Raw genomic sequence first — 24,586 nt, 5'->3', positions numbered from 1 at the left:
CTCCGGTCCCAGCAGCACCGCGCTGGTCGCAAGATTGCTGCGGGATAGGTTCGTGACGGACGGACTGTCAGCGGGGGTGTTGGCCGCTCCAGTCTGGCGCCGCTCCGCGGTGCCCTCAGTTGGTGCCCGATAAAGCGGGGCAGGCTCTCGGGAGCCCGCGAGCGGTCTCCCTCCACGCCCTCGGCGCCAGACGTGATTTCCGCGTCCAACACCCCCGCTGACAGTCCTCGCATTGCCTGAAGCTCCAAGTTCACAGGTTCGAGCCGCAAGTGCCGGGAGACGGGCGGGTGGTGCGCTCGCAAAAGACGCGCCGAAGGAGTGGAGCGAGACCGCTTGCGGGCTCGCGACCGACCGAGGGCACCCCGGAGGGGCGCGATCTTCAGAGCGCTCCGCCCGCGGGTCTCCCGGCAACCCTCGAAGCACACCGGGCCGTGCAGGCGATCACCGCCTGAGTCGAACCGGCAACAGGCAGTCGCGAGCGTGGCATACCTCCACCGCGACTGAGCTTTTGGAGCGAGTGGGGGCATGCCACGCTCGCGACTGCCGGCCAAACAACGCCGACACAAAAAAAGCCCGCACAAAGCGGGCTTTTCGAAAAGAGCCAGGAAAGCTTACCAGCCGGTAACCTCACCCAGCGCAGTGCCGATCTCGGCCAGGGAGCGAACAGTGCGCACACCGGCAGCTTCCAGGGCGGCGAACTTCTCGTCCGCAGTGCCCTTGCCGCCGGAGATGATCGCACCTGCGTGGCCCATGCGCTTGCCTTTGGGCGCCGTGACGCCTGCGATGTAGGACACTACAGGCTTGCTCACGTTGTCCTTGATGAAGGCGGCGGCTTCTTCTTCAGCGGTACCGCCGATCTCACCGATCATGACGATCGCCTCGGTCTTGGCGTCCTTCTCGAACATCGCCAGGATGTCGATGAAGTTGGAGCCCGGGATCGGGTCGCCGCCGATGCCCACGCAGGTGGACTGTCCGTAGCCCGCGTCGGTGGTCTGCTTGACCGCCTCGTAGGTCAGGGTGCCGGAACGGGAGACGATACCGACCTTGCCCGGCAGGTGGATGTGGCCCGGCATGATGCCGATCTTGCACTCGCCGGGAGTGATCACGCCCGGGCAGTTCGGGCCGATCAGGCGCACGCCCAGTTCATCGCACTTCACTTTGCAGTCGAGCATGTCCAGGGTCGGGATGCCCTCGGTGATGCACACGATCAGCTTCACGCCGCTGTTGGCCGCTTCCAGGATGGAGTCCTTGCAGAACGGTGCCGGGACGTAGATCACGGACGCATCGGCGCCGGTCTCGGCGACCGCGTCGGCCACGGTGTTGAATACCGGCAGGCCCAGGTGCTCCTGGCCGCCCTTGCCCGGGGTGACGCCGCCGACCATCTTGGTGCCGTAGGCGATGGCCTGTTCGGAGTGGAAAGTACCCTGGGACCCAGTGAAGCCCTGACAGATGACCTTGGTGTTGGAATCGATAAGGATACTCATTATGCCGCTCCTCCTGCTGCTTTTACGGCTTGCTGAGCAGCGTCGGTCAGGCTGTCCGCAGCGATGATGTTGAGGCCGCTGTCGGCCAGCATTTTCTTGCCAAGCTCGGCATTGTTACCTTCGAGGCGCACGACGACGGGCACTTTCACGCCCACTTCTTCTACCGCGCCAATCACGCCCTCTGCGATCAGGTCGCAGCGCACGATGCCGCCGAAGATGTTGATGAGTACGGCTTTCACCTTGTCATCGGAGAGGATGATCTTGAACGCCTCGGAGACGCGCTCCTTGGTGGCGCCACCGCCCACATCGAGGAAGTTGGCGGGGAAACCGCCGTGCAGGGCGACGATGTCCATGGTGCCCATGGCCAGGCCGGCACCGTTGACCATGCAGCCGATGTTGCCGTCCAGGGCGACATAGTTGAGCTCCCACTCGGCGGCGTGCGCCTCGCGCTCGTCTTCCTGGCTGGGGTCGTGCATCTCGCTGAGGGCCGGCTGGCGGTACAGCGCATTGCCGTCGACGCCGATCTTGGCGTCCAGGCAGTGCAGGTTGCCTTCCTCGGTGATCACCAGCGGGTTGATCTCGATGAGTGCCAGGTCCTTGTCGATGAACATCTGCGCCAGGCCCATGAAGATCTTCACGAACTGCTTGATCTGGTCGCCGGACAGGCCCAGTTTGAAGGCCAGTTCGCGGCCCTGGTAGGGCTGCGGCCCGGCCAGCGGGTCGATGGTCGCCTTGAGGATTTTCTCAGGGGTTTCCTCGGCCACTTTCTCGATCTCCACGCCACCTTCGGTGGAGGCCATGAAGACGATGCGCCGCGAAGAGCGGTCGACGACCGCGCCGAGGTACAGTTCCTCGGCGATATCGGTGCAGGTCTCGACGAGGATCTTGCTGACCGGCTGGCCATTTTCGTCGGTCTGGTAGGTGACCAGGTTCTTGCCCAGCCAGTTGGCGGCGAAATCCTTGATTTCGTCCTTGGTCTTGACCAGCTTTACACCGCCGGCCTTACCGCGACCACCGGCGTGTACCTGGGCTTTGACCACCCACATATCGCCGCCAATCTTGTCTGCCGCTTCCGCCGCTTCTTCAGGGGTATCCACCGCAAACCCCTTGGAAACCGGCAGTCCGTATTCGGCAAACAGCTGTTTGCCCTGGTACTCATGAAGGTTCATGTATCGTCCTGCTTTAGTCCATGTACTGCTGCTTGAAAGTCGGTTTGTCGCGGCTACGGGCTGCGACAACCCCCTATAATGCCTGCGGCGCCGGCGATTGGATTTATTTTACGCGCACAGGCAAGAACTACTTACGCTTCTTGCGGTTCGGGATATGGATAGCATGCCCGTCCACCGCCAGCGCTGCTTCGTGTACCGCCTCCGACAGGGTCGGGTGACCGAATACCGTCAGCGCCAGATCTTCGGTGCTGGAACCGAACTCCATGGCGATCACTACCTGCTGTACCAGGTCGGCCGCCGAGGGGCCGACAATGTGACAGCCCAGGATACGGTCCGTCTCCTCGTGGGCGAGGATTTTAACCATTCCCTCGTACTCGTTGGAAGCCAGCGCGCGACCGCTGGCGACGAACGGGAAGGTGCCCGCCTTGTAGGGCACGCCATCGGCCTTGAGTTCCTGTTCGGTGCGGCCCACCGCAGCGACTTCCGGGTGGGTGTAGATAACCGAGGGAATACAATCGTAGTTCATCTGCGCGGGCTTGCCGGCGATGCGCTCGGCGACCATCACGCCCTCCTCCGAGCCCTTGTGCGCCAGCATCGGGCCGCGCACCACGTCGCCCACCGCGTACACGTGGGGCGCCTCGGTCTCGCAGTAGTCGTTGACGAAGATAAAACCGCGCTCGTCCAGGGTGATACCGCTGTCGGTGGAGAACAACTCCTCCGAGCGCGGCTTGCGGCCAACCGCGACGATCAGCTTGTCGAAGACCTCGGTGTGCTCGCCATCGGCGGTGCTGTAGGCGACGTTCACCTTGCCGTCCTTGACCTCGGCGCTGGTGACCCGTGCACCCAGGCGGATATCCAGGCCCTGTTTCTTGAGGATCTTGCCGGTCTCGGTGGCGATCTGGGTGTCCATCATCGGCAGGAACTCGTCCAGCGCCTCGAGGATGACCACCTCGGCGCCGAGGCGGCCCCAGACGCTGCCCAGTTCCAGGCCGATCACGCCGGCGCCAATCACGCCCAGGCGTCCGGGCACGGACTGGAAGGCCAGCGCGCCGGTGGAGTCGACGATGTGCTCGCCGTCGATCGGCGCCGGCGGAATATTAACCGGCACCGAGCCGGCGGCGATGATCACGTTGCCGGCCTGCAGTTCGGAGACATTGCCGTCCTTGTCGGTGACTTCCACGCGCGCCCCGGAGAGCACGCGGCCGGTGCCCTGCACCACGGTCACGCCGTTGGCCTTGAACAGGCCGGTGATGCCGCCGGTGAGTTGGTCGACAATCTGGTCCTTGCGGCCGATCATCGCCGGCACATCGATACTCGGCTCCTTCACGCCGATGCCGTGGAGGTCGAGGTTCGAGCAGACCTCGTGGTACTTGTAGCTGCTGTCGAGCAGCGCCTTGGAGGGGATGCAACCCACGTTGAGACAGGTACCGCCCAGGCGAACCTTGCCCTTGTCGTCCAGCCACTGCTCCACACAGGCAGTGGAGAGACCCAGCTGCGCTGCCTTGATGGCGGCGACGTAGCCCGCCGGACCCGCCCCGATGACTACGACATCAAACTTATCAGACATGTTTCTTCCTGTGTGATTTGGCCCCCGCCGCCGAACCGCCGGGGGCCGGGTTGATTACAGTTGCAGCAGGATGCGCGCCGGATCCTCGATCAGGTCCTTGATCGCCACCAGGAACTGCACGGCGGTCTTGCCGTCGATCAGCCGGTGGTCGTAGGACAGCGCGAGATACATCATGGGCAGGATCACCACCTGCCCGTCCACCGCCATCGGCCGCTCCTGGATCTTGTGCATACCGAGAATACCGGTCTGCGGCGGGTTGAGGATCGGCGTGGAGAGCAGCGAACCGAACACGCCGCCGTTGGACACGGTGAAGGTGCCGCCGGTCATGTCGTCGATGGTCAGTTTCTTGTCGCGGGCGCGCACGCCGAGGTCGCGGATTGCCGCCTCGATGTCGGCCACAGACATGAAGTCCGCATCGCGCAGCACCGGTACCACCAGGCCATCGGTGGTGGACACGGCGACACCGATGTCCTGGTAGCCGTGGTAGACGATATCGTTGCCGTCGATGGAGGCATTGACCGCCGGGAAACGCTTGAGCGCCTCGCAGGCGGCGCGCACGAAGAAGCCCATGAAGCCCAGCCGGGTGCCGTTGTGCACCTCGGAGAACTGGTCCTTGTACTTGCTGCGCAGAGCCATCAGCGGCGCCATGTTCACCTCGTTGAAGGTGGTCAGCATGGCGGTGCTCTGGGTGGCGTCGAGCAGGCGCTCGGCAATCTTGGCGCGCATGCGGGTCATCGGCACGCGGCGCTCGACGCGCTCGCCCGAGGGCTGCACCGGCGACTCGGGGACCGCCGGGCTGGCCGGGGCCTTGGCCGCCGGTGCCGGGCTCGGGGCCGGCGCGCTGTCGCGCTCCTTGAGATACTTGAGGATGTCTTCCTTGGTGATACGGCCGTTCTTGCCGCTGCCGGGAATCTGGCTTACATCGAGCTGGTGCTCCTCGACCAGTTGCCGCGCCGCGGGACCCAGCGGGACGTCGCCCTCGGCGTCGTCCTCGGCCGCTGCCGGGGCGGGCGCTGCCTGCGCCGGCGCGGGTGCGGCAGCGCCGGTGGCGGCGCCCTGCTCCAGCTGCGCCAGCACCTGCTCGCTCTGCACGGTTTCACCCTCCTTGGCCAGGATGCGGGTGAGCGTGCCGGTTTCCGGCGCCACGACTTCCATCACGACCTTGTCGGTCTCGATCTCGACGATCAGTTCGTCGCGCTCCACTTGCTCGCCTTCCTGCTTGTGCCAGGTGGCGACCTCGCCATCAGCGACCGATTCGGGAAACGCGGGTGCCTTGATTTCAATTGCCATGTGTCGTCCTTCGCACTAAGACACCCAGGGCACTTCAGGCGCCAGGGCGTTATTGATAAACGTCTCCAGTTGCTGCATGTGCAGCGCCATATAGCCGGCGGCAGGTGCCGCCGAGGCGTCGCGACCCACGTACTGCAGGTACACGTCCTTCTTATGATTGAACAGGACCCGGCGCATGTGGTGCTGGCTGGAATACCAGGCGCCCTGGTTCATCGGCTCTTCCTGGCACCATACCGCCTCGCGGATGTTCGGGTAACCGTTGAACACCGCCAGCAGGTCGTCTTCCGGGAACGGGTAGAGCTGCTCGATGCGGATGATGGCGATATCCTCGATCTCGCGCTCCTGGCGCGCCGCGCGCAGGTCGTAGAACACCTTGCCGCTACACATGATGACCCGCTTGACCTTGCTCTTGTCCAGGCCGTCCGGGTCGTCGAGCACCGTGTGGAAACAGCCGCCGGCCAGTTCCTCGACGGTGGAGATGGCCTCCTTGTGGCGCAGCAGGCTCTTCGGCGACATCACGATCAGCGGCTTGCGCAGCGGGCGGATGGCCTGGCGGCGCAGCATGTGGAACACCTGCGCCGGGGTCGTCGGCACACACACCTGGATGTTGTGTTCGGCGGACAGCTGCAGAAAGCGCTCCAGGCGTGCCGAGGAGTGCTCCGGCCCCTGCCCTTCGTAGCCGTGCGGCAGCAGCATGGTGAGGCCACACAGGCGCTGCCACTTGTGCTCGCCACTGGTGATGAACTGGTCGATGACCACCTGGGCGCCGTTGGCGAAATCGCCGAACTGGGCCTCCCAGATCACCAGACCCTTGGGCATGGTGGTCGAGTAACCGTACTCGAAGGCCAGTACCGCCTCCTCCGAGAGCAGCGAGTCGTAGATGACGAACGGCGCCTGGTCCGGCGCGATGTGCTGCAGCGGGATGTGGATGCTCTCGTCTTTCTGGTTGTGCAGCACGGCGTGGCGGTGGGAGAAAGTACCGCGGCCGACGTCCTGGCCGGTGATGCGCACCGGGTACCCCGCCTCGAGCAGCGTGGCATAGGCCATGGTCTCGGCGAAGCCCCAGTTCACCGGGGTGGCGCCGGCGGCCATCTTGCGCCGGTCCTCGAGAATCTTGCTGACCTGGCGCTGCAGCGGGAAACTCTCCGGCGCGACATTGATGTCGTGGGCCAGGGTCTGCAGCTTATGCAGGTCGATGGCGGTGTCGGCTTCATCGGTCCAGTGGTGGCCGAGGTACGGCGACCAGTCGACGAAAAGCGTCTTGTTCGGCTCGGACACCAGGCTGCTGACCAGCGGCTCGCCGCGGTCCAGGGATTCGCGGTAGCGCTCGACCAGGAAGGTGTCCTCCTTCTCCGTGACCACGCCGTCGGCGACCAGGCGCGCGGCGTACAGGTCGCGGGTGGTCTTGTGGCTGCGGATCGCCTTGTACATGGCGGGCTGGGTCACCGAGGGCTCATCCGCCTCGTTGTGGCCGCGGCGGCGGTAGCAGACCAGGTCGATGACCACGTCCTTCTTGAACTCGGTGCGGTAGTCCACCGCCAGCTGGGTGACAAACAGTACCGCTTCCGGGTCGTCGGCGTTGACGTGGAAGATCGGCGCCTGGACCATCTTGGCGACGTCGGTGCAGTACTCGGTGGAGCGCGCGTCCTCGCGTTTACTGGTAGTGAAGCCGACCTGGTTGTTGAGCACGATGTGCACGGTGCCGCCGGTCTTGTAGGCGCGGGTCTGCGACATCTGGAAGGTTTCCATGACCACGCCCTGGCCGGCAAAGGCGGCATCGCCGTGGATCACGATGGGCGTCACCAGCGCACCGGTGTGGTCATCGCGGCGCTCCTGGCGGGCGCGCACGGAGCCCTCTACCACCGGCGAGACGATCTCCAGGTGGGAGGGGTTGAAGGACAGCGCGAGGTGGATCTCGCCGCCCGGGGTCATCACGTTGGAGGAAAAACCCTGGTGGTACTTGACGTCGCCGGACGTTGTGTAGGCGACCTTGCCCTCGAACTCGTCAAACAGTTCCGAGGGGTTCTTGCCGAGAATGTTCACCAGCACGTTGAGGCGGCCGCGGTGGGCCATGCCGATAACGATCTCCTGCACGCCGTAGCTGCCCAGGCGCTGCACCATCTCGGCGAGCATGGGGATCAGGCTCTCGCCGCCCTCCAGGCCGAAGCGCTTGGTGCCGGGGTACTTGGAGCCGAGGGACTTCTCCAGGCCCTCGGCCTTGATCAGCCGGCGCAGCAACTGGATGCGGATGTCCTTGCCGTAGTCCGGGGCGCTGCGCACGGACTCCATGCGGTTCATGATCCAGTGGCGCTCCTCAGTGTTCACGATATGCATGAACTCGGCGCCCACGGACTGGCAGTAGGTGCGCTCCAGGGTGTCGTGGATCTCGCCCAGGGTGGCGTCGGCCTTGCCGATGTGCAGGCTGCCGGTCTGGAAAACGGTGTCGAAGTCCGCCTCGGACAATTCGTGGAAGGACAGCTCCAGGTCGCGCACGTGCTCGCGCTCGGCGATACCCAGCGGGTCGAGGTTGGCCTTCTGGTGGCCGCGCTGGCGGTAGGCGGAAATCAGCTGGACCACGCGGACCTGCTTGCGCTCGTACTCGGTGGCCTGGGAATCGTGGGAAACAGTGGCCTCGGTGCGGATGCGCATCTTGCTGATCTGCGCGAAGCGCTCGCGGATCACCGAGTGGGGAATGTCCTCGGTCTGCACCAGATCAGTGGTAACCCGGGGCAGCTTGTCGAAATAGTCGCGCCACTGTTCGGGCACGCCATTGGGATCCTTGAGGTAGTTCTCGTAGAGGTCTTCCACATAAGTGGCGTTGCCGCCAGCGATGTGGGAGCTCCGCCACAACTGTTCCATTGAGCTTTCTTGCATTGCGGCCCTTCCGGAGTTGGGAGTTGGGCGCCCGCCAGTGGACGCGTTCACCGAATTCTAGCAGTGGTGATCGGCGGCTAAGGACTAGACCTTAGCCGCAAATGCACCAGCGCGTGGCCGCCGCCGCCCTACAGCAGCAGCGGATTCCTCAAAAGCCTTTCCAAACAACAACTTGTGACGATAAGTTAAAGCTATTGCCTGAATATCAGGTTGCCCTGCTCAGCAGCATGTTGCGAATGTGGCCGATGGCGCGGGTGGGATTGAGGCCCTTGGGACATACATTAACGCAGTTCTGGATGCCGTGGCAGCGGAACACGCTGAAGGGGTCGTCCAGCTTCGCCAGGCGCTCGTCGGTAGCCGTATCGCGGCTGTCGGCGAGGAAACGGTAGGCCTGCAACAGGCCGGCGGGACCGATAAAGCGGTCCGGGTTCCACCAGAAGGAGGGGCAGGAGGTGGAACAGCAGGCGCACAGGATGCACTCGTAGAGGCCGTCCAGCTTGGCGCGGTCCTCCGGGGATTGCAGTCGCTCGATGGCGGGCGCCGGCGTGTTGTTCTGCAGGAAGGGCTGGACCTTCTCGTACTGGCGATAGAACAGGCTCATGTCGACCACCAGGTCGCGCACTACCGGCAGGCCCGGCAGCGGGCGGATCACCAGTTTGTTGTCGCGCACGGTGTCGGACAGCGCCGTGATGCACGCCAGGCCGTTCTTGCCGTTCATGTTGAGACCGTCAGAACCGCACACGCCTTCGCGGCAGGAACGGCGGTAGGCTACGGTGGTGTCCTGGGCCTTGATCATCTCCAGGACGTCCAGCACCATCAGGTCCTTGCCGCCAGTGTCGACCTGGAAATCCTGCATGGACGGCGCTGAGTCGGTCTCCGGGTTATAGCGATAGATACTAACTTGCAACATCGTATTCGACCTCAGTAAGTCCGGACTTTCGGCTGGAAGGTATCGACTGTCTTGGGCTCAAAATTGACCGCCCGCTGACCGACCCGCTTGTCGGTCGGGTAGTACATCGAGTGACACAGCCAGTTCTCGTCGTCGCGCTCCTGGAAATCCTCGCGGGCGTGGGCGCCGCGACTTTCCTTGCGCTCTTCGGCGGCGATGGCGGTAGCCTCGGCCACTTCGAACAGGTTGTGCAACTCCAGTGCCTCGATGCGTGCGGTGTTGAAGGCCTGGGACTTGTCTTCCAGCGTTACGTTCTCGATACGCGAGCGCAGCTCGGCCAGTTTAACGATACCCTGCTGCATGAACTCGCCGTTGCGGAACACACCGAAGTGGTTCTGCATGATGCCCTGCAGTTCCTTGCGCAGCTCGGCGGTTTTCTCGCCGCCATTGGAGTTGTTCAGCCGGTCGAGACGGGACATGGCCTGCTCGATGTCGGACTCCGAGGCGTCGCGCATGTCGATGCCTTCACGCAGGGCCTGCTCGATGTACAGGCCGGAGGCGCGGCCGAAGACCACGAGGTCGAGCAGCGAGTTGCCGCCCAGACGGTTGGCGCCATGCACCGAAACGCAGGCCACCTCGCCGCAGGCGTACAGGCCCGGGATCACCTGGTCGTTGCCGTTGGCGTCCACGGTCAGCGCCTGGCCGTGCACGTTGGTCGGGATACCCCCCATCATGTAGTGACAGGTGGGCACGACCGGGATGGGCTCCTTGACCGGATCGGCGTGGGCGAAGGTCCGGGAGAGCTCGCAGATGCCGGGCAGGCGGGACTCGAGGACTTCCTCGCCGAGGTGGTCCAGCTTCAGGAAGACGTGGTCACCCTCGGGGCCGCAACCGCGGCCCTCAATGATTTCCAGCACCATGGAGCGCGCCACCACGTCACGGCCGGCGAGGTCCTTGGCATTGGGCGCGTAGCGCTCCATGAAGCGCTCGCCGTCCTTGTTGATCAGGTAACCGCCCTCGCCGCGACAGCCCTCGGTCACGAGGACACCGGCGCCGGCGATGCCGGTGGGGTGGAACTGCCACATCTCGATGTCCTGCACCGGGAAGCCGGCGCGCAGGGCCATGCCGATGCCGTCGCCAGTATTGATGTGAGCATTGGTGGTGGAGGCGTAGATGCGCCCCGCTCCGCCGGTGGCAAATACCGTGGCCTTGGACTTCACATAGACCGTCTCACCGGTTTCCATGCAGATGGCGATCACGCCAACCACTGCACCGTCCTGGTTCTTCACCAGGTCGGTGGCGTACCACTCGTTGAAGAACACGGTGTTGTTCTTCATGTTGCCCTGGTACAGGGTGTGCAGCAGGGCGTGGCCGGTGCGGTCCGCCGCGGCGCAGGTGCGCGCGGCCTGGCCGCCCTCACCGTAGTTCTTGGACTGGCCGCCGAAGGGGCGCTGGTAGATGCGGCCTTCCTCGGTGCGCGAGAACGGCAGGCCCATGTGTTCCAGCTCGAACACCGCCTCGGGGCCGACGCTGCACATGTATTCGATCGCGTCCTGGTCGCCGATGTAGTCGGAGCCCTTGACCGTGTCGTACATGTGCCAGCGCCAGTCGTCGTTGGGGTCGGCACTGGCGATGGCACAGGTGATACCGCCCTGGGCGGATACCGTGTGCGAGCGCGTCGGGAACACCTTGGAGATCACAGCCGTCTTGTAGCCGGATTGCGCCAGCTGCAGCGCGGCGCGCATGCCGGCACCGCCGCCGCCAACGATGACGCCGTCGAAGGAAATAGTACGAATAGCCGCCATAGTGTTTTAACCCCAGAGGATCTGGATAGTCCAGATGACGTAGACAAAGATGACCAGGCCGCAACCGATCTGGTAGGCCAGGCGCAATACGTTACCCGTTTTGCCCATCAGGCGCTCGGTCAGGTAGTCGGTGCCGACCGACCACATACCGATCCAGGCGTGGGCCGCCAGCGACAGGACCGCCAGCAGGGTAAAGATACGCATGGCGGTGCCTTCGAACATGGATTTCCACTCGGCGTAGCTCACACCACCCAGCAGGGAGGCGCCGATACACAGGAAGTAGGCGACGAGAATGACAGCGGTGACCCGCTGCAGCAGCCAGTCGGAGAGACCGGAACGCCCGAAACTGGTGACAGCCCTTACCATATCCAAGCCCCCGCAATGATGATCAGAACAACTGAAAGCGCGATAACGATACGCGCGCCGAGCACCCCGCCTTCCATGGTTTCACCGATGCCGAAATCCATGATGAGGTGCTTGATGCCGGCCAGGGTGTGGTAGATCAGGCCGGAGACGACCGCCCAGATGACCAGCTTGGCAAACACGTTGTCCAGGCAGTCGCTGAGGGAGGCGAAGCTTTCCGCGCTGTGCAGGCTGACATCGAGCAGCCACAAGAGCACGGCCATGCCGACAAAGAGGAGTACGCCGGAGGCGCGGTGGGTAATGGACGCCCATGCGGTAATAGGAAGCCGCATGGTACCGATGTCCAGGTTAACGGGACGGTTGTCTTTCACGTTGGGTACCATCGTTGGCGCCAGAAGGCGGTTAAAGTGTTCAGCGCAGGACACTGCGAATCGCTGCCCGTTGCGCGCAGCGTGTCAAAACGCGCAAAATTATAAGGATTAAGCGCCCTAATTACAAACCCGCAGTGCAGCGCCAGCCACCGCGAGTACTTGTGGGGAGCACCCTGCACCGGGATAGGGCAAAAGCGCCGCAGAGCCTTTCTGCAAAGCCTTTTGCGAACACCCTGTCGATTGACAAAAAAAGCTGAAACTCTATAGTGAAGCCCCCACTGAGTTACTTGCAGGACCCGCTAATGACCGACAAAAAAGCCACTCTGACTATCGACGGAATCGATGGTCCGATTGATCTGCCCGTCTACTCCGGCACCCTTGGACCCGACGTCGTCGACGTGGGCGGCCTGACCGGCAAGGGCATGTTCACCTACGACCCCGGTTTCGTCTCCACCGCGTCCTGTGAATCACAGATCACCTATATCGATGGCAACAATGGCATCCTGCTGCACCGTGGCTACCCCATCGAGCAACTGGCCGAGCACTCAGACTACCTTGAAACCTGCTACCTGCTGCTGTACGGCGAACTGCCCACCAAGGCGCAGAAAGAAGAGTTCGTGAAGACCGTCACCCACCACACCATGGTGCACGAGCAGCTCGCTCACTTCTTCAACGGTTTCCGCCGCGACTCGCACCCGATGGCGATCATGTGCGGCGTGGTCGGCGCCCTCTCCGCCTTCTACCACGACTCGCTGGACATCACCGACGACAACAACCGCCAGGTCGCGGCTTTCCGCCTGATCGCCAAAATGCCGACCATCGCCGCGATGAGCTACAAGTTTTCCATCGGCCAGCCGTTCATGTACCCGGACAACAGCAAAGGCTACGCGGAAAACTTCCTGCACATGATGTTCGGCGTGCCCTGCGAGCCGAGCAACGTCAGCCCGACCCTGGCCAAGGCCATGGATCGCATCTTCCTGCTGCACGCGGACCACGAGCAGAACGCCTCCACCTCCACCGTGCGCCTGGCCGGCTCCTCCGGTGCCAACCCCTTCGCCTGTATCGCCGCGGGTATCGCCGCGCTGTGGGGTCCGTCACACGGCGGCGCCAACGAGGCGGTGCTGGAAATGCTGGAAGAGATCGGTGACGTCTCGCGTATCGACGAATTCGTTGCGCGCGCCAAGGACAAGAACGACCCGTTCCGCCTGATGGGCTTCGGCCACCGCGTGTACAAGAACTTCGACCCGCGCGCCAAGGTCATGAAGGAAGCTGCCGACGACGTGCTGGCGGAACTGGGTGTCGACGACCCGCTGCTGGCGGTGGCCAAGCGCCTGGAGGAGATCGCCCTGTCCGACGAGTACTTCATCTCCAAGAAGCTCTACCCGAACGTGGACTTCTACTCCGGCATCATCCTCAAGGCCATCGGCATCCCCACCAGCATGTTCACGGTGATCTTCGCCGTCGGCCGCACCGTCGGCTGGATTGCCCACTGGCACGAGATGATCAGCGGTTCCTACCGCATCGGCCGTCCGCGCCAGCTTTACACCGGCCATACGCAGCGCGATTACCTGCCGCTGGACAAGCGCTAGGGCTGCCACCGGATGGGCTCAGGGCTCCCCCCTGATCCCATCTGGTTCTCGCACGGTACACCCCAAAAAAAGTGGGGTCAGAGTCCAGACTCTGACCCCACTTTTTTTACGCCCAGTCCCCTCGTCCACCAGGGCAGCGCTGCCTGCTGCACCAACATCACTTCCGTCCAAAAAGGGCTCTGACCCCTTTTAGAGGATGTCTTCCAGCGCCGTGCAGAACGCATCCATCTCGGCATCGGTGCCGACGGAGATACGCAGGTACTCGCTGATGCGCGGCTTGTCGAAGTAGCGCACGATGATCTTGCGCTCGCGCAGGGCGGTAAACAGGTCCTTCGCCGCGTGCTGCGGGTGCCGGGCAAAGAGGAAATTGGCGGCCGAGGGCAGCACGTCAAAGCCCATCTCGGCCAGGCGCGCGGCGCTGCGCTCGCGGGTGGCAATCACCTGGTCGCAGCAGCGGCGGAACCAGGCCTCGTCCTGCACCGACGCCAGCGCCGCCTGCTGGGCGACGCTGTCCAGGGGATAGGAATTGAAGGAGTCCTTGACCCGCACCAGTGCCTCGATCAGGTCGACGTGGCCGTAGGCCATGCCCACCCGCAGGCCCGCGAGCGAGCGCGCCTTGGAGGTCGTCTGTACCACCAGCAGGTTGTCGTACTCGGGCACCAGGCGCACGGCGGACTCGCCGCCGAAATCGACGTAAGCCTCGTCGATCACCACTACGGCGTCCGGGTTGGCCTCGAGCAGGCGCCGGATCTCCGCCAGGGGCAACAGCACGCCGGTCGGCGCGTTGGGGTTGGGCAGCAGCACTGCCCCCTGCCCCGCCGCGTAATCGTCCACGTCGATACTGAAATCCTCGCGCAGCGGGATGGGCCGGCAGTCCACCGTGTACATGGCGGCCCACACCGGGTAGAAGCTGTAGGTGACGTCGGGGAACAGCAGCGGTGCACCGTGCTTGAGCAGGCCGGCGAAGGTGTGGGCGAGCACCTCGTCGGACCCGTTGCCGATGAACACCTGCTCCGGCAGCAGTCCCTCGCGCTGCGCCAGGGCCTCGCGCAGTTGGGTCGATTGCGGGTCGGGGTAGCGGCGCAACTGGTCCGTGCTGACCGCTGCGAGTGCCTCGAGGACGCCGGGCGCGGGCGGGTAAGGGTTCTCGTTGGTGTTGAGCTTGACCAGCCCGGTGCCGCGCGGTTGTTCGCCGGGCACATAGGGCGTGAGCCCCGCCGCCAGTTCGCTCCAGAATCGACTCATGCGCCCTACTCCTCGCTGTTTCCCCGCCAGAAACAAAAAAACCCGGCAGCGCCGGGTTTTCCTGAAGATGGCATCCCCTAGGGGGTTCGAACCCCTGTTACCGCCGTGAAAGGGCGGTGTCCTAGACCACTAGACGAAGGGGACGCAGTGGTCCGGCGTTTGCCAGAAGCGCGCATTATAAGGAACGCGCGATGCTTTGCAACACTTCCCGTATAAATTAGCCGCGGTCTTTTTTACGGCTGATCAATACTTGAACATCGTGTCGATAATAAAGCGATCGTAGCTCAGCGCACCGCCCTCGTCAGCCAGGTTTACCTCCCCTGCCTCGTTGTCCACGTACCAGGTAAAGCCCAGCGACCACTGCTTGGTCAGGCCCATGCTGCCGCCGATGCGGTGGCCCTTGCCGTCGGTGCCACCACCGGCGAAATCGGAGTCGCTGAGCAGGCCCAGGACCGCGTCGGCCTCCAGGTCCTGGTAGGCGTAGGCCAGGCTCCAGCTGCCCCAACCCGAGACCTTGCCGAGCACGACGCCCGCCTGCCAGCCGATGTCGTTGTCGTCGGCGTCCTGGTTCTGCACGAAGTCGCCGTACACGCTGAGCGGCATGTCCGCGACTGCAAGCAGCAGTTCCGCCGATGCCTCGACCAGCTGGTAGTCATACAGGTAAGTGCCATCCACCGAGCTGTTGCCGAAGAAGTCGTCCTCATAGAACGGTGTTGAACCCTTTGTCGGGAAGTCGAAATAGGCCAGCGCCGCGGTGAGGCTGGCATCGCCCAGCGCCATGCGGGCACCGCCCTGCAGGCCCCAGGCGAAGGCGTCGTTGTCGCCGCCGGAATCGCTCTCCAGCCAGTTGCCGAGGAAGTTGGCGAACAGCGCGCCGCTGTTCCACTGGGCACTCACGCCCTCGGGACGCCAGTCGCCGTCCCACAGGAGGCCATTCTTCTGCGGCCGGTACAGCGGGTTGCTGTATTTACCCGCCAGGATCGCCAGGCTGTCGGTGGCGTTCCATTTGAAGTACGCCTTGTCCAGGGCGATGTCCTTGGTGCTGTTGCCGTTGCCCAGGGTCTGGTTGCCGGACACCGGGTCGTCGCCACCGGTGGACAGGCCGAAGCCGACTTCGACATCGCTGGGCAGTTCGGCGGTCAGGGCGACCCGGGCGCGAATACGGTTGCGCTCGCGATCGTCGCGATTCTCGACATCGATGGTCTCGTAGCGATAGCGGAAGTCACCGGCAACACCGATAGTCTCGGCCCAGTCGGTCGACGCGTTTTGCTCTTTCAGGGTGGCGACGTCCGCCTTGAGTACGGAGAGGTCCTCGACCGGCACCGTGCTGCCCTGGCGCAGGCGGGCGTTTTCCGCCTCCAGCGCCTTCACGCGAGCTTCCATTTCGGCGAACTTCGCCTTGAACTGTTCCCACTCCGCATCCGGAACGGCGGCGCCCGCCTGGGCTGCCCAGGTGAGACCGATGGCGCCGATGGCGCGGTAGAGTTGACGCTGCATGGTATTCCCCCTTTCGCTGGGCGCCGCGAAGCACGACGCCCTCCCTTGCGGGCGGGGGGAATGATAGGTGAAGAACGGGGGGAGTCAACACGAACCGGTGATTCGGGGAAGGTAAGCTACCCTCCCCGCACGGTTCGCGACGGTATCAGTCGACCAGGCCGACCAGTAACAGGGTGAAGGCCACCATGCCGGCGGCTTCCAGCAGAAGAAACTGCAGGCCCACGCGGGGCGGCTCACCCAATTCATTTTTTGCTGCACGTAAGTTCATAAACCACAACTCATCCGGTTGCATTTGTATATACATAATCTACACCAGCGCCATTGTGTTTTCAATGTACATACCTGTGCTAAAGTACCGATTCTTCAACTAAAGTTCCGAAAAAGCCCGCTAGCCATGTCCAAAACCAAGGTGCTGAACATCCGTATCGAGCCCGAGCTGAAAAAGAAGGCCAAAAAGCTCGCCGAGGCCGACGGCCGGTCCCTGTCCAACTGGGTGACCAAGCTCATCAGCAGCACGGTTAAAGATGCCGAACGCCAGAAATCAGGCGAAAAGCCGGAGGAGAAGTCGGCCGAATAGGCGGAACAGGGGCTAGCGGCTGCGGCGCCGCGAGTGCGGTGTCTTATTCAGACAGGCGTAACCTTTCCCATAGTAGACACCCAGGCGAGCGCCGGTGCCGTCACCAGGCGCGCTTCTGCCCGCCTCGGCAGCCGCCATCAAGGCGGACTCACCCGCTACAGGAAGCGGTCCTGCACCTCTTTCAGGCTCAGGTGACGCACGTCCGACCCCTTCACCAGGAAGATCACCTCTTCGCAGAGGTTCACCGCGTGATCGCCGATGCGCTCGAGGGCGCGTGCGCACCAGTTGACCCGCAGCAGTGACTTCACCGCGGCGGGCTGTTCCATCATGTGGGAGATCAACAGCCGGGTCACCGACTCGAATTCCTGGTCGATTTCCGGGTCCTGGGCCGCGGTTTCGATAGCCGCGCTGACATCCAGGCGGGCGAAGGCGTCCAGTGCGCCGCGCAGCACGGCAATGGCCAACTTACCCAGGTGCTTGGGATCGCCCCGAAACGCACCGGCGTCGCGCCTCTCGGCCAGGGTCTGGGCGAAACGGCCGATTTTCTCCGCCTCGTCACCGATGCGCTCGAGGTCCGCGGTCATGCGGATGATGGCTACTACCACGCGCAGGTCGGTGGCCGCCGGCTGGCGCAGGGCTAGGATATCCATGCAGCGGGCGTTGATCTCCACCTCCATCTCGTTGATACGGTAGTCGCTGTTGGCGACCTCGATGGCCAGTTCGAGGTTGCCCTTGGTCAGCGCCTTCAGCGCCTTGCGGCACTGCTCCTCGACCAGGCCACCCATTTCCAGCAGCCGTGCCCGCACATCCTCGAGTTCCTCATTGAAACGGTGCGAGGTGTGTTGATCCAGATTCAGTGAGTCGGCCACGCCGCGCCCTCCCCGGTCAGCCGAAACGGCCGGTAATGTAGTTCTCGGTCAGTTCATGCTGCGGATTGGTGAAGATCTGCTTGGTCTGCCCCACCTCGATCAGCTTGCCGAGGTGGAAATAGGCGGTGCGCTGGGAAACCCGCGCGGCCTGCTGCATGGAGTGGGTGACGATGGCGATGGTGAAACGCTCCTTGAGCTCGTCGATCAGCTCCTCGATGCGCGCCGTCGCGATCGGGTCCAGTGCCGAGCAGGGTTCGTCCATGAGGATGACTTCCGGGCTCACGGCGATAGCGCGGGCGATACACAGGCGCTGCTGCTGGCCACCGGACAGGCCGGTGCCGGGCTTGTCCAGCACGTCCTTGACCTCCTCCCAGAGGCTGGCCCGGCGCAGGCTGTTCTCGACGATCTCGTCCATTTCGATCTTGTTGTGGGCCAGGCCGTGGATGCGCGGACCGTAGGCCACGTTCTCGTAGATGGACTTGGGAAACGGGTTGGGCTTCTGGAATACCATGCCGACGCGGGCGCGCAGCAGCACGGTGTCCTGGCGCGAGTGGTAGATGTCCTCGCCGTCGAGTTGGATATCGCCCTTCACGCGGCAGATGGGAATGGTGTCGTTCATGCGGTTGAGGCAGCGCAGGAAGGTCGACTTGCCGCAACCCGAGGGGCCGATCATGGCGATCACCTCGTTGCCGCCGATGTCCAGGGACACGTCCATGATCGCGTGCTTCTCCCCGTAATAGACGTTCACGTTGCGCGCGGACATCTTCGGGTTGTCGAGCAGCGGGTCGCCGGTGGTCTCGTAGTTGGAGACGTCGGCGTGAGCGTGGATGTCGAGACCCCTGGCCTCTTCCGGCACGGCTGCGTCGGCGGTCTTCATCTGGTTCATGTCGTCATTTCCCTGCATGTCGCAACCTGTGTCATTACTTCAGTTCGAACCGCTTGCGCAGATAGATGGCCAGGGCGTTCATCATGATGAGGAAGCCCATGAGGACCATGATCGCGGCGGAGGTCTTCTCGGTGAACCCTCGCTCGGGGCTGTCCGCCCACAGGAACACCTGTACCGGCAGTACCGTCGCCGGGTCGGTCACGCCGGCAGGCGCGTCCATGATAAAGGCCACCATGCCGATCATCAGCAGCGGCGCTGTCTCGCCCAGGGCCTGGGCCATGCCGATGATGGAACCGGTGAGAATACCCGGCATCGCCACCGGCAGCACGTGGTGGAACACCGCCTGCAGCTTGGAGGCGCCGACCCCCAGGGCCGCCTCGCGAATCGACGGTGACACTGACTGGATCGCCGCGCGCGAGGTAATAATGATAGTCGGCAGCGTCATCAGGGCGAGCACGATACCGCCCACCAGCGGCGCCGAGCGCGGAAACTCGAAGAAGTTGATGAACACGGCGAGACCGAGCAGGCCGAACACGATGGACGGCACTGCGGCCAGGTTATTGATGTTGATCTCGATAAGGTCGGTGAGCCGGTTGGTCGGCGCGAACTCCTCGAGATAGACCGCGGCGCATACACCGATCGGGAACGCCAGCAGGAAGGTCACCGCCAGGGTCAGGAACGAGCCGTACAGGGCCACCCGGATGCCCGCCAGTTCCGGTTCGCGGGAGTCGCCGGCGGTAAAGAACTGGGTATTGAAACCGGACTTGGTGCGCTCGTCGGCGTGCAGCTGATCGAGCCAGGTGATCTGCGCATCCTTGACCCGGCGCTCAGCTTCCGGCGAGTTAGGGTCGACCTGACCCTTCAGGTAGCTGGCCGCCTCGGAATGGGCCAGCAGCCACAGCGACTGGCGCGTACCCACCAATGCAGGGTCAGCCATCACACGGTCGCGCAATTCGTACTCGGCGCCGACGCTCACCAGGCGGTAGAGCATGCGCTTGTCGCTGCGGCTCTTCACCTCGGGGAACATGTCGCGCAGGGAGGACTTGATCACCCCGGCGTAGTTGGCGCGGGACAGGGCTTCGGCATCGGCATCCGGGGCAACGTCCAGGGCATCCGCGGAAAGGTCCAGGTCTATCAGCAGGTACTGTTGGGTGAACGCGGGCAGCCCCTTGCCGACGATATCGAACAGCAGGATGAACAGGAACAGGAAGCCGAGGAAGACCGCGAAGCGGCCCATCCACTGAAAGCGCTTTTCACGGGCGTAGCGTTTTTTCAGCGACGCCTGGATCAGCGCCGTGTTCTTGTAGGTCTCGTTACTCATATTGTTCCCGGTAGCGGCGCACCACATACAGCGCCACGACATTCAACAGCAAGGTGACGAAGAACAGCACCAGGCCCAGGGCGAAGGCCGCCAGGGTTTTGGGACTGTCGAACTCCTGGTCGCCGACCAGCAGGGTCACGATCTGCACGGTAATGGTGGTCACCGCCTCCAGCGGGTTGACGGTGAGCTTGGCGGACAGCCCGGCGGCCATCACCACGATCATGGTCTCGCCGATGGCGCGCGACACGGCGAGCAGGATGCCGCCGACGATGCCCGGCAGTGCGGCCGGTATCAGCACCTTGCGAATGGTCTCGTTCATGGTGGCGCCGAGCCCCAGCGAAGCCTCGCGCATGCTGTCCGGCACCGCGTTGATGATGTCATCGGACAGGGACATGACAAAGGGGATGATCATGATCCCCATCACCAGGCCCGCGGCCAGCGCGCTCTCCGAGGCGACGGTGAGGCCCAGGCTTTCCCCCAACTCGCGAATGAACGGCGCGACCGTCAGCGCGGCAAAAAAGCCGTAGACCACGGTCGGCACGCCGGCGAGAATCTCGAGGATCGGCTTGGTAATCGCCCGGAACTGCTTGCTGGCGTATTCAGAGAGGTAGATCGCCGACATCAGGCCCACCGGCACGGCGATCAGCATGGCGACGAAGGAGATCAGCAGCGTGCCCACCAGCAGCGGGATAAAGCCGAAGGAGCCGGAGGCGCCGACCTGGTCGGCGCGAATGGCGATCTGCGGGCTCCACTGCAGGCCGAACAGGAAGTCCGTGGCCGGGATCAGGCGGAAGAAGCGCACCGCCTCGAACAGCACCGAGAGCACGATGCCCAGGGTGGTGAGCACGGCGATGAACGAGCAACCGAACAACATCCAGGTCCAGATGTTCTCGACGTGGTTGCGCGCGCGCAGGTCCGGTTTGATGCGGCCGAGCACCAGCAGCGAGCCGGTTACCGCGACCACCACCACCAGCGCCAACTTCAGCCAGCCGCTTTCGCTTTTCAGCGCGTTGTACTGTTCCGCCGCGGCGAGTTGCGGCTCGGAGAGTGTCGAGGCATCGATGCCACCCGCGGCATAGGCGATGATCTGGTTGTAGTACAGGCCGAGACGGCTCTCGCTGAGCGCCTGCACGTCTGCGGGCAGGCCGGCGATCACTCGCCCCTCTATAAAGCGCCCCTCGAGCAGCATCCAGACCAGCAATACCAGCAGCGCAGGCAAGGCGGCAATCATTGCCGAGAGATAGCCGTAATGATGCGGCAGGGAGTGCAAAAGATGGATGCCGCCCGCCTGTTGCCCCACGGCGCGGGAGCGGAAGCGGCCCACGGCAAAGCTCACACAGCAGAGCGCGAACAGGACAAGGATTACCGTCGATGTCTGCATGGCGAACTCTTAATAAGGTGTGCGCCGCTCAACGCGGCGCACGGGTTACAACATAAAGGTAGCAGGATGACGCCGGTTCACATCTGCAGCGGTTTGAGCGACTTCACCGCGGCCTGGATTTCCTCCAGTGCCTCTTCTTCCAGCGGGATCAGGCCGCGTTCGGGCAGGTAGCCGTCCTCGCCCATGGCGCGCTCGGAGACGAACTCCTCGGCGAACTCCTGGATGCCGGGAATACGGCCGACGTGGGCCGCCTTGATATAGAAGTACAGCGGGCGCGATACCGGGTAATCGCCGTCGGCAATAGTATCGAAATCCGGGGCCACACCGTCGATCTTCGAGCCCTGTACCTTGTCGGCGTTCTCCTCGAGGAAGCTGTAGCCGAAGATGCCCAGGGCGCTGGGGTTGGCCTCGAGCTTCTGCACGATCAGGTTGTCGTTCTCACCGGCTTCGATATAGGCGCCATCCTCGCGCACGGAATAGGCGATGGTCTCGAAAATGTCGCCGCCCTTGGGCGCCTTGCCCTTCTTCTGGGCCAGCGCGTCGTACAGGGATTCGGGGACGCCCAGTGCAGCCATGGCAGCCTTGATCGCGTCGACCTCGTCGGCGCCGAGCTTGGACAGCGCGTGCAGCGCGGGGATCTGCTCCGCACCGCCGCCCATGGCCAGTTCGGCGAAGGCGTCGCGGGTACCGGAGGTCGGCGGCGGGCCGAGCACTTCGATGCGGGTGTCGGGCAGGTTCGAGTCGACTTCCTTCCAGGTGGTGTAGGGGTTGGGGATCAGCTTGCCATCCGCGCCGGGCACGTCCTTGGCCAGGGCCAGGTAGATGTCCTTCAGCGACAACTCGTACAGGGGCGCCTCGCGGGAGTTGGCGAAGGCGATGCCGTCAAAACCGATCAGGACTTCGACGACGTCCTTGACGCCATTGTTCTGGCAGTCGTCGAACTCGCTCTTCTTGATGCGGCGGGAGGCGTTGGTGATGTCCGGGGTAGCCGTGCCGACACCCTTGCAGAACAGCTTCAGGCCGCCGCCGGAACCGGTGGATTCGATTTTCGGGGTCTTGAAGCCGCTGGAGCGGCCGAAACGCTCGGCGACCACGGTAGCGAAGGGATAGACGGTGGACGAGCCGACGATGCTGATGATGTCGCGGCCCTGGGCGTTGGCCAGGCCGGGAAGGAAGGCTGCTGCTGCGGCAGCCAGCGCCAGTGCGCCTGTCATGCGTCTAGTCACGTGTGAGTCACTCCTGTCTTTTCTATGGTGCGCGATATAGATCGCGCGGTTTGGGCCGGTTCTGCAGACCGTATCGCCGGCCAGTCTATGTACCGTTTGTTACCACAATATTACAAGTCTAAGCCTTTGATTTTATTGGCTTTCACAAAATGCTTTGCGAGACCAACAAAAGGCTACTCTTCATTAACCTTGTCGAGGAACTCCTCGAGGGTCTTCTGGTGGCGCACATCACGGCCGCGCACCAGGTACACCACGTGCTCGGCGATATTCGCCGCGTGGTCGCCGATGCGCTCGAGGCTGCGCAGGGCCCACATCTCGTTGAGGATGGGGCCGATATCGCGCGGGTCCTCCATCATGAAGGTCACCAGCGAGCGCAGCGCGCTGCCGTATTCCTTGTCGACGTCATTGTCCTCGCGCACCACGTCCACCGCCTGCTCCAGGTCCAGCCGGGCGAAGGCGTCTAGCGCCTTGCGCAGCATGGAGGCGACGTGGTTGCCGATATGCCGGACCTCGACGTAATTGGTCGGCGAGAGGTTGTCCTCGGCCAGGCGCACGGCCTGGCGGGCAATTTTCGCCGCCTCGTCACCGATGCGCTCGATGTCGGTGTTGACCTTGATCACTGTCAGCACCAGGCGCAGGTCGCTGGCCGCCGGCTGGCGCCGCGCCAGGATGGTACTGCACTCGTCGTCGATGCGCATTTCCATCTGGTTGACCTCGTGGTCGCGATTGATGATCTCCTCGGCGGCCGCGGAGTCGCGGGCCATCAGGGCATCAATCGCGGCCATGAGTTGGCGTTCCACCTTGCCGCCCATCTCCAGCAGGTGGTTCTTGATCTCCTCGAGTTCGCTATTGAACTTTTCGGAAATGTGCTGCTTGTAGTCGTCCTGTTTCAACATCGTCCTGTGCCCCCGCTGTTATGTCCTTTGAGGGAGTATGATCGTGAACGTACTGCCCTGCCCTGCCCTGCTTTCTATGTTCAAACGCCCGCCGTGCGCCATCGCCACGTGCTTGACGATGGCCAGGCCCAGCCCGGTGCCGCCGGTCATCGACGAGCGGCTGTCGTCGACCCGGTAGAAGCGCTCTGTCAGCCGCGGGATATGCACCGGGTCGATGCCGCGGCCATGGTCCCTCACCGCGAGGTGGTAATCCTCGCCCTGTTTGCGCCAGGATGCAATGACCGGCTTGCCCTGGCCGCCATACTTGTAGGCGTTGATTACCAGGTTGGAGACCGCGCTGTAGAGCTCCCGGTAGTCGCCCGGAATCCGCTCCTGGCATTCGACCTGCAATTGTAGTGGATTGTCCGGGTGCAGGTTGCCCATTTCATCCTGCAGTTCGGCCAGCAGTGCCCCCATGTCGACCTGCTCGTCCTTGGCATCGCGCTCTGTGGTCTCGATACGCGTCAGCCACAACAGGTCCTTGAGCAGGTTTTCCATGCGCGAGGCCTGGCCGTCCATCTGCTCCAGCGCGCGCACATAGGGCGGTGGCAACCCCGAGGTGTCCGCGAGCATGGTGCCGAGGTAACCGGTGATGACCGTCAGCGGCGTGCGCAACTCGTGGGAGACGTTGCCGACGAAATCCCGGCGCATGTTCTCATTCTGCACCCGGTCTGTGACATTTCGTACGAAGAGCAGGATATCGCCCTCAGCAAAGCGCGTGGCGACCAGCATCAGGTGGGTTTTCGGCTCGCCGCCGCGTTCGAACACCAGGGGCGTGGTGTAGTCGCCGGCCTGCAGGTACTGCTTGAACTCGGGGACCCGCACCAGGTTGGTAATCGCCTGGCCGGTGTCCTCGGGGTAGCGCAGGCCGAGCAGCGGCTGCACCGCGTCGTTGCACCAGCGGATTGCGCCGCCGTCCTCGAGGATGACCACCCCGTCGCGCATGGCGGCGAATGACTGCAGCAGGTAGTCGACGGTGGATTGCAGTTGGCTGATGGTCGCGCTGGCATTGCGCTCCTGGCGGTAGATATGCCCCACCAGTTCCGCCCACAGGCCGTGCACGTTGGGCGGCGCCTGGGAGGAGTCGCGCAGCCAGTGCTCCACCAGCCACATCTGCTGTAGCCAGTAGAGCACCACCGCGCTGGTGGCGAGGATCGTTCCAACCAGGGCGTGACCGAAGACCAGGCCCACCAGGGTGCCTGCGGCAATAAACAACAGGACGCGGGCAACCGCGGTAAACCATTTCAT

At 63.7% G+C, this 24,586-nt stretch carries 20 protein-coding genes and 1 tRNA gene; 2 read left to right on the top strand and 19 right to left on the bottom strand.

Going from position 1 to position 24,586, the window contains the following annotated elements:
* Positions 1-611: 611 nt before the first annotated feature.
* From sucD to sdhC, 9 genes are all read right to left on the bottom strand, one after another.
* Entirely contained in the window at positions 612-1,484 is an 873-nt protein-coding gene (gene sucD, locus E4634_RS04290) for a succinate--CoA ligase subunit alpha (protein WP_135441364.1), read from the bottom strand.
* Positions 1,484-2,653: an ADP-forming succinate--CoA ligase subunit beta gene (sucC, locus tag E4634_RS04285; protein WP_135441363.1), complete on the bottom strand. Its 1,170-nt coding sequence runs from the start codon at positions 2,651-2,653 to the stop codon at positions 1,484-1,486. Before sucC ends, sucD begins: the two co-directional genes overlap by 1 nt.
* 127 nt (positions 2,654-2,780) lie before the next feature.
* Positions 2,781-4,220 carry a dihydrolipoyl dehydrogenase gene (gene lpdA, locus E4634_RS04280; protein WP_135441362.1) on the bottom strand — a complete coding sequence of 480 codons (1,440 nt, stop codon included), beginning with the start codon at positions 4,218-4,220 and terminating at the stop codon, positions 2,781-2,783.
* Positions 4,221-4,274: 54 nt separating this feature from the next.
* Positions 4,275-5,510: a 2-oxoglutarate dehydrogenase complex dihydrolipoyllysine-residue succinyltransferase gene (gene odhB / locus E4634_RS04275; RefSeq protein WP_135441361.1), complete on the bottom strand. Its 1,236-nt coding sequence runs from the start codon at positions 5,508-5,510 to the stop codon at positions 4,275-4,277.
* Positions 5,511-5,525: 15 nt separating this feature from the next.
* Positions 5,526-8,384, bottom strand: coding sequence for a 2-oxoglutarate dehydrogenase E1 component (locus E4634_RS04270; RefSeq protein WP_206046790.1), 2,859 nt, complete (start codon positions 8,382-8,384; stop codon positions 5,526-5,528).
* Positions 8,385-8,589: 205 nt separating this feature from the next.
* Positions 8,590-9,294 carry a succinate dehydrogenase iron-sulfur subunit gene (locus tag E4634_RS04265; RefSeq protein ID WP_135441360.1) on the bottom strand — a complete coding sequence of 235 codons (705 nt, stop codon included), beginning with the start codon at positions 9,292-9,294 and terminating at the stop codon, positions 8,590-8,592.
* Positions 9,295-9,305: 11 nt separating this feature from the next.
* Positions 9,306-11,078 carry a succinate dehydrogenase flavoprotein subunit gene (gene sdhA, locus E4634_RS04260; RefSeq protein ID WP_135441359.1) on the bottom strand — a complete coding sequence of 591 codons (1,773 nt, stop codon included), beginning with the start codon at positions 11,076-11,078 and terminating at the stop codon, positions 9,306-9,308.
* 6 nt (positions 11,079-11,084) lie between these two features.
* Positions 11,085-11,444, bottom strand: a complete 360-nt coding sequence (sdhD, locus tag E4634_RS04255) for a succinate dehydrogenase, hydrophobic membrane anchor protein (protein ID WP_135441358.1) — start codon at positions 11,442-11,444, stop codon at positions 11,085-11,087.
* Positions 11,438-11,812 carry a succinate dehydrogenase, cytochrome b556 subunit gene (gene sdhC, locus E4634_RS04250; protein WP_135441357.1) on the bottom strand — a complete coding sequence of 125 codons (375 nt, stop codon included), beginning with the start codon at positions 11,810-11,812 and terminating at the stop codon, positions 11,438-11,440. The genes sdhD and sdhC overlap by 7 nt, the downstream gene beginning before the upstream one ends.
* 302 nt (positions 11,813-12,114) lie before the next feature.
* Between sdhC and E4634_RS04245 the strand changes: the two genes are divergently transcribed.
* Positions 12,115-13,401: a citrate synthase gene (locus E4634_RS04245; RefSeq protein ID WP_135441356.1), complete on the top strand. Its 1,287-nt coding sequence runs from the start codon at positions 12,115-12,117 to the stop codon at positions 13,399-13,401.
* Positions 13,402-13,590: 189 nt separating this feature from the next.
* On the opposite strand, the gene hisC is transcribed toward E4634_RS04245, so the two are convergent.
* The 3 genes from hisC to E4634_RS04230 form a co-directional block, all read right to left on the bottom strand.
* The gene (hisC, locus tag E4634_RS04240; RefSeq protein ID WP_135441355.1) at positions 13,591-14,646 is read right to left on the bottom strand and encodes a histidinol-phosphate transaminase; all 1,056 of its coding nucleotides are present in this window, start codon (positions 14,644-14,646) and stop codon (positions 13,591-13,593) included.
* Positions 14,647-14,714: 68 nt separating this feature from the next.
* A tRNA-Glu gene (locus tag E4634_RS04235) sits at positions 14,715-14,790 on the bottom strand.
* Positions 14,791-14,889: 99 nt separating this feature from the next.
* A complete protein-coding gene (locus E4634_RS04230; RefSeq protein ID WP_135441354.1) occupies positions 14,890-16,143 on the bottom strand; it encodes a putative porin in 1,254 nt (417 codons plus the stop codon).
* A gap of 394 nt (positions 16,144-16,537) precedes the next feature.
* Here E4634_RS04230 and E4634_RS04225 point away from each other — a divergent pair, with 394 nt between their 5' ends.
* Entirely contained in the window at positions 16,538-16,720 is a 183-nt protein-coding gene (locus tag E4634_RS04225; RefSeq protein ID WP_135441353.1) for a toxin-antitoxin system HicB family antitoxin, read from the top strand.
* A gap of 155 nt (positions 16,721-16,875) precedes the next feature.
* Here E4634_RS04225 and phoU (E4634_RS04220) read toward each other — a convergent pair whose 3' ends face one another.
* The 7 genes from phoU (E4634_RS04220) to phoR form a co-directional block, all read right to left on the bottom strand.
* Entirely contained in the window at positions 16,876-17,589 is a 714-nt protein-coding gene (phoU, locus tag E4634_RS04220) for a phosphate signaling complex protein PhoU (protein ID WP_206046789.1), read from the bottom strand.
* Between the two features lie 16 nt (positions 17,590-17,605).
* Positions 17,606-18,352, bottom strand: a complete 747-nt coding sequence (pstB, locus tag E4634_RS04215) for a phosphate ABC transporter ATP-binding protein PstB (protein WP_240725093.1) — start codon at positions 18,350-18,352, stop codon at positions 17,606-17,608.
* 157 nt (positions 18,353-18,509) lie between these two features.
* Positions 18,510-19,796, bottom strand: coding sequence for a phosphate ABC transporter permease PstA (gene pstA / locus E4634_RS04210; protein ID WP_135441352.1), 1,287 nt, complete (start codon positions 19,794-19,796; stop codon positions 18,510-18,512).
* Positions 19,789-21,177: a phosphate ABC transporter permease subunit PstC gene (pstC, locus tag E4634_RS04205; protein WP_135441351.1), complete on the bottom strand. Its 1,389-nt coding sequence runs from the start codon at positions 21,175-21,177 to the stop codon at positions 19,789-19,791. The genes pstA and pstC overlap by 8 nt, the downstream gene beginning before the upstream one ends.
* A gap of 77 nt (positions 21,178-21,254) precedes the next feature.
* Positions 21,255-22,403, bottom strand: a complete 1,149-nt coding sequence (locus E4634_RS04200) for a substrate-binding domain-containing protein (protein ID WP_240725082.1) — start codon at positions 22,401-22,403, stop codon at positions 21,255-21,257.
* Between the two features lie 173 nt (positions 22,404-22,576).
* Entirely contained in the window at positions 22,577-23,299 is a 723-nt protein-coding gene (gene phoU, locus E4634_RS04195; RefSeq protein WP_135441350.1) for a phosphate signaling complex protein PhoU, read from the bottom strand.
* Positions 23,300-23,317: 18 nt separating this feature from the next.
* Positions 23,318-24,586, bottom strand: a complete 1,269-nt coding sequence (gene phoR / locus E4634_RS04190) for a phosphate regulon sensor histidine kinase PhoR (protein ID WP_135441349.1) — start codon at positions 24,584-24,586, stop codon at positions 23,318-23,320.

The sequence above is a fragment of the Mangrovimicrobium sediminis genome (assembly GCF_004745945.1).
GTDB lineage: Bacteria > Pseudomonadota > Gammaproteobacteria > Pseudomonadales > Halieaceae > Mangrovimicrobium > Mangrovimicrobium sediminis.
The sequence above is the reverse complement of the archived record's forward strand: the minus strand, read 5'-3'. Positions and strand labels throughout refer to the sequence as shown.